Source organism: Mesorhizobium sp. M0910 (assembly GCF_040319465.1).
Classification (GTDB): domain Bacteria; phylum Pseudomonadota; class Alphaproteobacteria; order Rhizobiales; family Rhizobiaceae; genus Mesorhizobium.
Window position 1 is genome coordinate 486236 of the sequence record NZ_JAMYNZ010000002.1, and the last position, 12148, is coordinate 498383.

The 12148-nt window shown below is 63.6% G+C and carries 12 protein-coding genes; 7 read left to right on the forward strand and 5 right to left on the reverse strand.

Annotated elements, in window-relative coordinates; all coding sequences use genetic code 11:
* Positions 1–9: 9 nt before the first annotated feature.
* From NKH78_RS06295 to NKH78_RS06320, 6 genes are all read left to right on the forward strand, one after another.
* Positions 10–834, forward strand: a complete 825-nt coding sequence (locus NKH78_RS06295; RefSeq protein ID WP_352476993.1) for a carbohydrate ABC transporter permease — start codon at positions 10–12, stop codon at positions 832–834.
* A gap of 52 nt (positions 835–886) precedes the next feature.
* Positions 887–1891, forward strand: coding sequence for an ABC transporter ATP-binding protein (locus NKH78_RS06300; RefSeq protein WP_352686356.1), 1005 nt, complete (start codon positions 887–889; stop codon positions 1889–1891).
* Positions 1888–2658 carry an L-iditol 2-dehydrogenase gene (locus tag NKH78_RS06305; protein ID WP_352686359.1) on the forward strand — a complete coding sequence of 257 codons (771 nt, stop codon included), beginning with the start codon at positions 1888–1890 and terminating at the stop codon, positions 2656–2658. Before NKH78_RS06300 ends, NKH78_RS06305 begins: the two co-directional genes overlap by 4 nt.
* A gap of 70 nt (positions 2659–2728) precedes the next feature.
* Complete coding sequence (locus NKH78_RS06310) at positions 2729–4207, forward strand: mannitol dehydrogenase family protein (protein WP_352686362.1); 1479 nt, start codon at positions 2729–2731, stop codon at positions 4205–4207.
* Between the two features lie 15 nt (positions 4208–4222).
* Positions 4223–4906: an HAD family hydrolase gene (locus tag NKH78_RS06315; RefSeq protein WP_254815839.1), complete on the forward strand. Its 684-nt coding sequence runs from the start codon at positions 4223–4225 to the stop codon at positions 4904–4906.
* Positions 4903–6489 (forward strand): FGGY-family carbohydrate kinase, encoded by a 1587-nt coding sequence (locus NKH78_RS06320; RefSeq protein WP_352686365.1) that lies wholly within the window; start codon positions 4903–4905, stop codon positions 6487–6489. The genes NKH78_RS06315 and NKH78_RS06320 overlap by 4 nt, the downstream gene beginning before the upstream one ends.
* A gap of 19 nt (positions 6490–6508) precedes the next feature.
* Here the strand turns inward: NKH78_RS06320 and NKH78_RS06325 are convergent, their stop codons facing one another.
* The gene (locus NKH78_RS06325; RefSeq protein WP_352686648.1) at positions 6509–7090 is read right to left on the reverse strand and encodes a histidine phosphatase family protein; all 582 of its coding nucleotides are present in this window, start codon (positions 7088–7090) and stop codon (positions 6509–6511) included.
* A 232-nt stretch (positions 7091–7322) separates the two neighbouring features.
* On the opposite strand from NKH78_RS06325, the gene NKH78_RS06330 reads away from it, so the two are divergent.
* On the forward strand, positions 7323–8726 hold the full coding sequence (locus NKH78_RS06330; RefSeq protein WP_352736682.1) for an MATE family efflux transporter: 1404 nt from the start codon (positions 7323–7325) through the stop codon (positions 8724–8726).
* A 17-nt stretch (positions 8727–8743) separates the two neighbouring features.
* Here the strand turns inward: NKH78_RS06330 and NKH78_RS06335 are convergent, their stop codons facing one another.
* From NKH78_RS06335 to speB, 4 genes are all read right to left on the reverse strand, one after another.
* Positions 8744–9391: an amino acid ABC transporter permease gene (locus NKH78_RS06335; protein WP_352736684.1), complete on the reverse strand. Its 648-nt coding sequence runs from the start codon at positions 9389–9391 to the stop codon at positions 8744–8746.
* Entirely contained in the window at positions 9388–10056 is a 669-nt protein-coding gene (locus NKH78_RS06340; protein ID WP_254815843.1) for an amino acid ABC transporter permease, read from the reverse strand. Before NKH78_RS06340 ends, NKH78_RS06335 begins: the two co-directional genes overlap by 4 nt.
* Before the next feature lie 6 nt (positions 10057–10062).
* Positions 10063–10872, reverse strand: coding sequence for a transporter substrate-binding domain-containing protein (locus tag NKH78_RS06345; protein WP_352701025.1), 810 nt, complete (start codon positions 10870–10872; stop codon positions 10063–10065).
* Positions 10873–11008: 136 nt separating this feature from the next.
* Positions 11009–12070 (reverse strand): agmatinase, encoded by a 1062-nt coding sequence (gene speB, locus NKH78_RS06350; protein ID WP_352736686.1) that lies wholly within the window; start codon positions 12068–12070, stop codon positions 11009–11011.
* Positions 12071–12148 lie beyond the last annotated feature (78 nt).

Genomic DNA, 12148 nt, shown 5'->3' on the forward strand with positions numbered 1-12148 from the left:
GAGGATAAGATGGCACGTGCAGTCACCACCCGGCACAAGACGATTGCGACTGCGGCCGCCTGGATCGTCGCCCTGCTGATCTTCTTCCCGATCCTCTATACGATCATCACCTCGTTCAAGTCGGAGCAGGAGGCCATCCAGGGCTTCAACCTGTTCCCGTCGGGAACCATGGAGAGCTATTCCGAGGTCCAGGCGCAGAACGGCTATTTCAAATTCTTCCTCAACTCGGTGTTCCTCTCGGTCGGCTCGACCGTCCTGGCTCTGCTCGTCGCCATACCGGCGGCATGGTCGATGGCGTTTTCGCCGGGCAAACGCACCAAGGACATTCTGATGTGGATGCTTTCCACCAAGATGATGCCGGCCGTCGCGGTGCTGTTTCCGATCTATCTGATCTTCCGCGACACCGGATTGCTCGACAGCCGCATCGGCCTGATGGTCATGCTGATGCTGATCAACCTGCCGATCGTGGTCTGGATGCTCTACACCTATTTTCGCGAGATCCCTGGCGAGATCCTGGAAGCGGCGCGCATGGACGGCGCATCGCTGTGGAACGAGATAATCTACGTGCTGACACCGATGGCGGTGCCCGGCATCGCCTCGACCATGCTGCTTAACATCATTCTCGCCTGGAACGAGGCGTTCTGGACGATCCGGCTGACCACCACCGAGGCAGCGCCGCTTACCGCTTTCATCAGCTCCTTCTCCAGTCCGCAGGGGCTGTTCTGGGCCAAGCTTTCGGCCGCCTCGACGCTGGCGATCGCGCCGATCCTGATCATGGGCTGGTTCAGCCAGAAGCAGCTGGTCCGAGGCCTGACATTCGGTGCGGTAAAGTAGCGGGCATCGCCTGACGCAAAACGAAAAGGATAGCCCTTCGGGGGAGGAAACCATGGGAAACATCACGCTCAAGAACGTCTCCAAATCCTTCGGGGCGACGTCCATCATCCCCGGCCTTGATCTGGTCATCGAGGACGGAGAGTTCGTCGTCTTCGTCGGTCCGTCGGGCTGCGGCAAATCCACCCTGTTGCGTCTGATCGCCGGTCTGGAGGATACCAGCGGCGGCACCATCATCATCGATGGCCGCGACGTCACCGGGGAGGCGCCGGCCAAGCGTAAGCTGGCCATGGTGTTCCAGTCCTATGCGCTCTACCCGCACATGACGGTGGCCAAGAACATCGCCTTCCCGCTGAAGATGGCGGGCGAGGACCAGGCAACCATCGACAAGAAGGTGAAGGACGCCGCGCGGATCCTGAACCTCACCAACTACCTCGACCGCCGCCCCGGCCAGCTCTCCGGCGGCCAGCGGCAGCGTGTCGCCATCGGCCGCGCCATCGTCCGCCAGCCATCGGCCTTCCTGTTCGACGAACCGTTGTCCAATCTCGACGCGGCGCTGCGCGGCACCATGCGGCTGGAAATCAGTGAACTGCACCACCAGCTCCAGACCACCATGGTCTACGTCACCCACGACCAGATCGAGGCGATGACCATGGCCGACAAGATCGTCGTGCTCAATGCCGGCAATATCGAGCAGGTCGGCTCGCCGATGGAGCTCTACAAGACGCCGAAGAACCTGTTCGTTGCCGGCTTCATAGGTTCGCCGAAGATGAACCTGATCGAAGGCGCGCCGGCCGCCAAATATGGCGCCAAGACAGTCGGCATCCGCCCGGAGCATATGAACATTTCGAAGGCGTCAGGCGACTGGAAGGCGACGGTCGGCGTTGCCGAGCATCTCGGCTCCGACACGTTTTTGCACGTCCAGGCGGATGGCGTCGGGCAGCTGACGGTGCGTGCCGACGGCGAATTGGCCGCCCATCACGGCGACACGATCTATCTGACGCCGGACAAGGCCAAGCTGCATCGTTTCGGCACCGATGGGAAGGCGATGCTGCAATGAGGCTCCGGGGTAAATCGGCGCTGATCACCGGATCGGCGCGCGGCATCGGCAGGGCGTTCGCCGAAGCCTACATGCGGGAGGGAGCGACGGTCGCCATCGGCGACATCAATCTCGAGGCTGCCGAGAAGACGGCTTCCGAAATCGGCGGCAACGCCTACGCGGTGATGCTGGACGTCACCGATCTCGCGTCGATCGATGCGGCCGTCAAGGCGGTCGAAACCAGGGCCGGCAGCCTCGATATCTTGATCAACAACGCCGCCCTGTTCGACCTGGCGCCGATCGTCGAGATCACCAAGACAAGCTACGACAAATTGTTTTCGGTCAACGTCGCCGGCACGCTGTTTACGTTGCAGGCCGCCGCCCGTTCTATGATTGCCCGCGGCAAGGGCGGCAAGATCATCAACATGGCAAGCCAAGCCGGGCGCCGCGGCGAGGCGCTGGTCGCCGTCTACTGCGCCACCAAGGCGGCGGTCATCTCGCTCACCCAGTCGGCAGGGCTCGACCTGATCAAACACGGCATCAATGTCAACGCGATAGCACCGGGGGTCGTTGACGGCGAGCACTGGGATCATGTCGATGCCTTGTTCGCCAAGTTCGAGAACCGGCCGAGGGGCGAGAAGAAGAGACTGGTCGGCGAAGCCGTGCCTTATGGCCGCATGGGCACGGCGCAAGACCTCACCGGCATGGCGGTGTTCCTGGCCAGCGATGAGGCCGGATACATCGTCGCCCAGACCTACAATGTCGATGGCGGCCAGTGGATGAGTTGAGGGGGGCGAAGGCGCTCTTCTCCCCGTCTCCTCACGGGGGAAAGAGCCGTCCCGCTAAAGGGTAAAGCAGATGACCGTGAAACTCTCTTCTTCCATCCTAGCCAAGCTGCCGCCCAAGGTCGCCGGCCCGAAATACGATCGCGCCGCGCTCAAGGCCGGCATCGTGCATTTCGGCGTCGGCAATTTCCATCGCTCGCACCAGGCCGTCTACCTCGACGACCTGTTCAACTCGGGCGTTGGCCACGACTGGGCTATCGTCGGCGCCGGCGTCTTCGAGGGCGAGAAGGTCGGCCGCGGCAAGCTGCAGGAGCAGGACTGGCTGACCACCGTGGTCGAGCAGGACAGCGGCCATATGAGCGCGCGCGTCACCGGCGTCATGATCGACTTCCTGGTGCCTGGCGACGCGATCGCAATTGTCGAGCGGCTTGCCGATCCGGCGATCAAGATCGTTTCCCTGACTATCACCGAGGGCGGCTATTTCATCGATCCGGCTTCTGGCGTCTTCAATCCGACACATCCCGACATCGTTGCCGACGCTGAGCCGGGGGCGACGCCGAAGACCGTCTTCGGCCTCATCCTCGCCGGGCTGCTACGCCGCCGCGCCGACGGTATCGTGCCCTTCACCGTCATGTCCTGCGACAACATCCCCCATAACGGCCATGTCACCTCAGATGGCGTCATCGGCCTTGCGCGGCTGATCGACGAAGGTTTGGCAAACTGGGTGAGCGAGAAGGTTGCCTTTCCCAATGGCATGGTCGATCGCATCACGCCGGCCACCACCGACCGCGAGCGCGGCATTCTCGCCAGCGAGTTCGGCCTCGACGACAATTGGCCGGTGTTTTGCGAACCGTTTAAGCAATGGGTGCTGGAGGACCGTTTCACCGACGGCCGGCCGCCGCTGGAAAAGGTCGGCGTGCAGTTCGTCAGCGACGTCGCGCCCTATGAGCTGATGAAGATCCGCATCCTCAATGGCGGCCATGCGACCATCGCCTATCCGGCCGGGCTGATGGACATCCATTTCGTCCATGAGGCGATGCATGAGCCGCTGGTACGCGGCTTCCTCGACAAGCTCGAGCATAATGAGATCATCCCGACCGTGCCGCCGGTTCCGGACACCGACCTCGAAGATTACTACCAGCTCATCGAGCACCGCTTCTCCAATCCGAAGATCGGCGACACCATACGCCGGCTTTGCCTCGACGGCTCCAACCGCCAGCCGAAATTCATCATTCCGACGATCGCCGACCGGCTGAAGGCTGGCAAAAGCGTCACCGGCCTGGCGCTGGAATCTGCGCTCTGGTGTCGCTACTGCTTCGGCACGACGGATTCCGGTGCCGTCACCGAGCCCAACGACCCTAACTGGGGCCGGTTGCAGGCGACGGCCAAGGCGGCCAGGGACATGCCTGGCGCCTGGCTTGCCATGGAGGACATCTATGGCGATGTCGGCCGCTCGCCGCCCTTCGCCGAAGCGTTCGCCCATGCGCTCAAATCGCTGTGGGCGGACGGCGCGCGCGCGACACTGACGCGCTATCTCGCCGGCGACCTCTGAAGCCGATCCAGCGCGATGACGCCTGAACTGGTCATTTTCGACTGTGACGGCGTGCTGGTGGACAGTGAGATGCTGTCCGTCTCGGCATTGCTGGAGATGATCGCGCTTGCCGGCGGCAACGTCAGCGAGGACATTGCCTACGAGCACTTCCTCGGCAAGAGCATGAAGAGCGTCCGCGAAATCCTCGCAAGCGACTTCGGGCTCGATCTCACCGACCAGCATCTGACCGAGATGCGCTCCGAACTGATGCGCAAGTTCCGCCAGGAGCTGAAACCGATGCCAGGCATCGCACAGGTCCTGCCGAAGCTCGGCGTGCCGTGCTGCGTCGCCTCCTCCGGCACGCTGGAGCGCATCCGCTATGCGCTCGAGGTTACGGGGCTGCTTGGGCTGCTGGAGCCGCATCTGTTCAGCGCTGCCATGGTGGCGCGGGGCAAACCGGCGCCCGATCTCTTTCTCCATGCAGCAGATAAAATGAGAGCGGCCCCGCGAAACTGCCTCGTCGTCGAGGACAGCCCGGCCGGCATCGAAGCGGCGCGGGCGGCCGGCATGCGCGTCCTTGCCTTCACCGGCGGCTCGCACACCGGCAACCCGGCCTTGAAAGCGCGGCTTGCGTCGAGTGAGCCGGACTTTATATTCGCTGACATGCTGCAATTGCCCGATCTGATTGCAGGCCTGGGAGCGAGAGCAAGAACACCTTGACCAATAGTTTCGTTTGCGCGGTCGATGTCGGCACCGGAAGCGCCCGTGCCGGCATTCTCGACACCGGTGGCGCCTTGCTCGGCCGCGCCGAGCACCCGATCGCCATGCAACAGCCGAAGGCCGATCACGCCGAGCACGATTCGCAGGATATCTGGTCGGCGGTGTGCAGTGCCGTGCGTGCTGCCCGCGAAAAGGCGCACGTGAAGGCTGAGGATATCGTCGGCATCTCTTTTGACGCCACCTGCTCGCTGGTGGTGCGGGACCGGCATGGCGGCCAGCTCAGCGTATCCGTTACTGGCGAAAGGCGCTGGGACACCATCGTCTGGCTCGACCATCGCGCAATTGCCGAGGCCGATGAATGCACCGAAAGCGGCCACGCCGTGCTCGACTATATCGGCGGCGTCATGTCGCCGGAAATGGAAACGCCGAAGCTGATGTGGCTGAAGCGCAACCTGCCCGGAACATGGAACGAAGCCGGCTACCTGTTCGACCTTACCGACTTCCTCACCTGGAAGGCGACCGGCTCGCTCGCCCGTTCGCAATGCACGCTGACCGCCAAATGGACCTATCTGGCCCATGAAGCGACCGGCTGGCGGCGCGACTTCTTCGAAGCGGTCGGGCTCGGCGACCTTTTCGAGCACGGCAATTTGCCAGAGAAGGCGAGCCCGGTCGGCGCAGATATCGGTCCGCTCAGCGCGCAAGCCGCGGCGGAGCTTGGCCTCACCGAAAAATGCCGGGTCGGCGCCGGCGTCATCGATGCCTATGCCGGCGCGCTCGGCGTGCTCGGCGGTTTCGCAGGTGACGCGACGAACATCGGCCGCCATCTGGCCCTGATTGCCGGTACGTCGAGTTGCGTCATGGCGATGTCGCCAGATCCGCAGCCTTTCGCCGGTGTCTGGGGGCCATATTATGGCGCAGCCCTTCCCGGTCTTTGGCTGTCGGAAGGCGGCCAGTCGGCCACAGGAGCGCTGCTCGATCACATCATCCGCTGGCATGGCGCCGGCGGCGAGCCGGATGCCGTAATGCATGCCAGGATCGCCCGCCGCGTCGCCGAGCTGCGCGCCGCCGAGGGTGGCAACCTCGCCGCAAGGCTGCATGTATTGCCGGATTTCCATGGCAACCGCTCGCCGCTTGCCGACCCGCATGCCGTCGGCGTCATTAGCGGACTGACACTGGATTCCTCCTTCGACAGCCTGTGCAAGCTTTACTGGCGCACCGCCGTCAGCATCGCGCTTGGCGTCCGCCATGTGCTGGAAGCACTGAACGAGAACGGCTATCTGATCGACACGCTGCACGTCACCGGCGGCCACACTAAGAACCCGCTGTTGATGGAACTCTATGCCGACGCCACCGGCTGCACGGTGGTCGAGCCGCTGGCGGACGAGGCGGTGCTGCTCGGCACCGGCATGATTGCCGCCACCGCGGCCAGGCTTTTTCCCGATTTGAATGCCGCCTGCGTTGCCATGCAGCAAGGCGGCAGGACGCGAGAGCCCAATCCGGCTGCCGCCGGCCGGTTCGACCGCGACTACCGCGTGTTCCTCGAAATGCACAGGCAAAGGCGGTCGCTGGACGCGATCATATAGGTCGAACGGCTTTCACGCGCTATCGCTGGTTCCAGCGCCGAACAACCGGCTCGTCGAGATCATGCTCATAACCGAGCACGCTTATGCTGGCGGTATCCAGCACGAACAGCGCGCCCTCTTGCGGCGGCAGGCCGAGCCAGCGCGCAGCCAGCACTCGCAGGAAATGCGAGCTTGAAAACACCAGGATGTTGCCGTTGGCCTGGCGCAGCTGGCTGACGATGCGGTCCGCCCTCGAGCCGACGTCCGCGGCTGATTCGCCCCTCGGGCAACCGTCGCGAAAGAGACGCCAGCCTGGACGTTCGGCAAGGATTTGCTTGGTGGTCAATCCCTCATAGGCACCATAATCCCACTCTGCCAGATCGTCCTTTTTTACGCCCGAAGAGCCGAAGCCGGCCAGCGCACAGGTGTTGAAGGCGCGCTGCGACGGGCTCGACCACACCGCCGAGAAGGACAGGCCCTTTAGCCGCTCAGTGACCCGCCTCGCAGCGTCCTCGCCGGCCGGCGTCAGCGGTATGTCGGTCCGGCCGGTATGCTTTCCGGATGCACTCCATTCCGTCTCGCCATGCCGAACCAGATAGATTTCGGGAAACGCGCTCATCAGGGTGCCTTTCAAATGAATCCACCGTGACCATAGCGGCTTCCATAGCCTCTCCAACAGCCTGCATTGAGCTGACTGGCTTAACCCTTCCGCAAGTCAGCCCCTTGCCACCGGTGCCTATTTCATAGACAAACCCGTCGTAATGCGGAATCCGGCCGATCGTGGCCGTTTCTGCGCTGAGATGCGGCTTCCGGCTCTTGCCGACGTGCCGCAATCGGATAGGCGGAAAACTGGAATGTCTGCGATCGAAGCCGACGCTCGCGCGCCGGAAAACCTTTGGCGTCGGGAAATCAGGGCGATGCTGGCGCTCGCCTGGCCGATGGTGCTGACCAATCTCGGCCAGACCGCGATGACCGCTACCGACGTCATGATGATGGGGCGGCTGGGGCCGGACACGCTGGCCAGCGGCGCGCTTGGCGCCAACCTCTATTTCATGCCGCTGATCTTTGGACTTGGCCTGATGCTGGCGACCTCGCCGATGATGGCGACCGAGCTCGGCCGTCACCGCCACTCGGTGCGCGACCTGCGCCGCACCGTGCGCCAGGGTCTGTGGCTGGCGATCCTCATCTGCCTTCCGATATGGGCCCTTCTCTGGCACGGCGAGAGCGTGTTGCTGGCCATGGGGCAGGAGCCGGCGCTGGCGCATCAGGCGGGTATCTATCTGCGCTGGCTCGAATGGGCGGTGCTGCCCTTTTTCGGCTATATCGTCCTGCGCTCGTTCATTTCGGCGCTGGAGCGGCCGGGCTGGGCACTGATCATCGTTTTCGTTGCCGTCGCCTGCAATGCCTTCTTCAACTGGCTGTTCATGTTCGGCAATCTCGGCATCCAATCGATGGGCATCGCCGGCTCCGGCCTTGCCACCACTTTGTCCAGTACGCTGATGTTCGCCGGCATGGCGACGGTGGTGATGCTTGAGAAGAAATTCCGGCGCTATCGTCTGTTCGGACGCTTCTGGCGCGCCGATTGGCCGCGCTTCAAGGGCCTGCTGCGGCTCGGCCTGCCGATCGCCGGCCTGCTGGCGTTCGAGGTGACGATCTTCAACGCGGCGGCCTTTCTCATGGGCCTGATCGATGCGGCTTCGCTTGCCGCCCATGCGATCGCCATCCAGATCGCCTCGGTCACCTTCATGGTGCCGCTCGGCCTCAACCAGGCGGTGACGGTGCGCGTCGGGCTCGCCCACGGCGCCGGCAATCCGGAAGGTGTCAGCCGGGCTGGCTGGACCGCCTATGTCGTCGGTGTCTCCTTCATGGCGCTGATGGGGCTGGTGATGATCTTGTGGCCGCATCTCTTGATCGGCGCCTTCATCGATGGGGGCAATCCGGCTAATGCCGAGGTGGTGGCGCTTGCCGTGTCGTTCCTCGCTTTTGCCGCGCTGTTCCAGGTTTTTGACGGCGCGCAGGCGGTAGCCAGCGGCATGCTGCGCGGGCTGCACGACACCAAGGTGCCGATGATCTACGCCGCGATCGGCTATTGGGGCATCGGCCTGCCGCTCGGCGTGCTGCTCGCCTTCCGTTTCGGCTTCCATGGCGTCGGCATCTGGATCGGCCTGTCGTCGGGACTGGCGGTGGTTGCTGCACTCCTGCTGGGGCGCTGGCTGCGGCGGGACAGAATCGCGCCGCCGCTGGTATTCGGGCGTTGAATTGCTGGTCGCCCGGCTCAGCGGGCGGCCGCCCGCTGCTCGAGCGAACGTGCGTATTGCGTCAGCGGGAAGCACATGGCGAAGAAGATCAGCGCTACCAGCCCATAGACTTTGAACGGTTCGAAGGTCGCATTGTTGATCGCGTTGGATGTCCTCACCAGCTCCTCGAAACCGATGATCGAGGTCAGCGCGGTCGACTTGATCAGCTGCACCAGGAAGCCGACCGTCGGTGCGCGGGTGATCGAAAACGCCTGCGGCAGAATGATCAGCCTGAGCTCCTGCAGGTAGTGCAGGCCGAGGCTGGCGCCGGCGTCCCACTGGCCGCGCGGCAGCGCATCGACGCCGCCGCGCCAGATCTCGGCGAGATAGGCGCTGGCGAAGAAGGTCAGACCAAGCACCGCCGCGGTCCACGGCTCGATGCGCAGGCCCAGCATCGGCAAGCCGAAGAACATCAGGAAGAGCTGCATCAGCAGCGGCGTGCCCTGGAAAAGCGCGATGTAGCCGGAGGCAAGCCGCCGTGCCCATTTATTCTTGGCGATCCGGAAGAACAGCACGACCATACCAACCACGGCGCCGCCCATAAACGCAGCCAACGACAAGAGCACCGTCCAACGCGCCGCCAGCAGCAGGTTGCGCAGAATATCCCAGAAGGTGAATTCGATCATGACACACCGGCTCCGAGAAGCCGGCGCCCGCCGCCGACCAGCAGCCGGCGCAGCCCGATCGACAGGGCGAGATAGACCATCGTCACCACGAAATAGGTCTCGAAAGCCCGGAACGTGCGCGCCTGCAGCATGTCGGCTTCATAGGTCAGCTCGCGCACCGCGATCTGTGACACCACGGCGGATTCCAGCATCATGATGACGATCTGGCTGGTCAGCGCCGGATAGATCACCTTGAGCGCCTGCGGCAGCACGATCTTGATGAAGACCTGGCGCGGCCTGAGCCCAAGCGCCAGTGCCGCTTCCGTCTGCCCGGGCGGCACCGCGTCGAGCCCGGCGCCAACGATCTCGATCGTGTAGGCGGCCATGTTGAGCGTCATCGCCAACATGGCTGCCAGCACCGGATCGAGCCTGACGCCGATGCTGGGCAGCCCGAAGAAGATGAAGAACAGCTGCACCAGGAACGGCGTGTTGCGGATCACCTCGACATACCAGCCGATCGCCCGCTTGAGCAGCAGCGGACCGTTCCGCCGCCCTGCCGCGCCGAGGATGCTGAGCAACGTTCCCGCCAGCGTGGTCACAGCGATCAGCAGGATCGTCGTGGCCGCGCCGCGCGCGATCGCCCCTGTCGCCCCGGCAAGCCAGCCGAAGTCGAGGCTATAGGTCACTGGCCGTCAATCCTTGAGATTGGCGGGATCGAGCGGTGTCTTCAGCCAGGCCTTCGAGCTTTCGTCCAGTTTGCCGTCGGCCAGCATCTTGGCGACCGCATCGTTGACCGCTTGCTTGAGGCGGTCTTCCTTCTTATTGAGGCCGATATGCGAGGGCGAGGTGAGAAGCTGGAATTTCTGCTCCGGCTTCAGTTCCTCCTGGCGAGCCAGCACCTGGGCGCCGACATCGTTGCCGACCACCATCAGTTGGGTCTGGCCCGAGATGAACGCCTGGATGACGGAATTATAGTTGTCGAAACGGCGGATGTCGGCCGAGGCGGGTGCCGCCTCGGTCAGCGAGGTGTCCTCCAGCGTGCCGCGATTGACGGCGATCGACTTGTCGGCAAGGTCTTCCTTGCCTTTGACCGAGAGTGCTGCCGGGCCGATGACGGCGATGTAGTAGGGTGCGTAGGCGGCGGCGAAATCGATCACCTGCTCACGCTCCTTGGAGTAGCCGACGCTCATTAGCAGGTCGACGCGTTTGTCGGTCAGGTACGGAATGCGGTTCTGGCCGGTCACGCTGACCAGATTGAGCTTGACCTTGAGCTGGTCGGCGATGGATTGCGCCACGTCGATGTCGTAGCCCTTGATGCTCATGTCGGCGCTGGCCGAGGAGAAGGGCGGGAAGTCGGAAAAGATGCCGACATTGATCGCACCGGCCTTGGTGATGTCGTCGATGGCGTCGGCATTGACGGCCTGGGTGGTGGAAGCAAGACCGGTCGCCCCGAGCATCAGCACGGCGGCGATGGATGATTTGAGTTTCATGTGAAGTGTCATTGTTATTCCCCTGCTGGAAGCTTGTTTGTTGAATGCGGCCGCCGGCTCCAGCGCGGCGGTCGCCTTTGGGTTCTCTAGTGGACCATGATCTTCTCCGAAAACCGGTTCCCACTTTTCGGGATCATGGTCGAGCGTGTCAGCCCGCTTTGCTGGTGATTGCCGGGCTGAACACCATCAGGCTGAGGATCTCGAACAGCACCTGCGCGCCGGCATGCGCCGTGTTGGTGGTTGCGTCATATTGCGGCGCCACCTCGACGACGTCGCCGCCGACGATATTGAGGCCCTTCAGGCCGCGCAGCAGCTCGAGCACTTCCCGCGTCGTCAGCCCGCCGACCTCCGGCGTGCCGGTGCCCGGTGCGAAGGCCGGATCGATGCTGTCGATGTCGAAGGAGACATAGGTCGGGCCGTCGCCGACTATCCTGCGCGCCTTCTCGATAATGGCGGGAATGCCGAGGCCGGTCACCTCTTCGGCATGCACCACGGTCATACCGGACTCATAGGTGAACTCCCACAGATATTCGGCCGAGCCGCGAATGCCGATCTGGATGGTGCGGCTCGGGTCGAGCACGCCGTCCAGCACCGCGTTGCGGAACGGCCCGCCATGGTGGAACTTGGTCATGTCGAACAGGCCGCTGGTATCGCAATGAGCGTCGATATGGATCATGCCCACCGGCGCCTTCTTGCCGACCGCCTTCAGGATCGGGTGGCTGATCGAATGGTCGCCGCCGACAGACAAGGGCAGGACGCCGGCGTCGACGATCTGGTTGGTGCGGCGTTCGATGTCGTCATGGCTGGTCTCCAGCCGGTAGCGGCTCTGGAACGGCACGTCGCCGATGTCGGCGACCTTCAGCTCATGCGTCGGTGCGCATTCCAGCACATGATTGTAGGGGCCGATGCGCTCGATGGCGCGCAACGCCCTTGGCCCGAAACGGGCGCCCGGCCGGTTGGTGACGCCCAGATCCATCGGCACACCGATCATCGCCACCTGCAGATCGCCGAAATCCGGATTGTCGGCGGCGATTTCACGATAGGGCGCCGCGAGGAAGGTCGGGATGCCGGAATAGGGCGCCAGTCGCGTGCCGGTCTTGGAGAAGATCTTGTCGGCGACACGCTGGAATTTCAGGTCGAACATTTCGCCGCCATGGCTCTCGCCGTATTTGCGGCGCAATGCTTCGAGCTTGCCGCGGTCGTAACCCATGTCGGTCCTCCATGGCTGGTGCGGCGCGCGGGCGGCGGCCTCGATAGCCGCAGCCGCCGGCTGCCTGCAGATTTCACG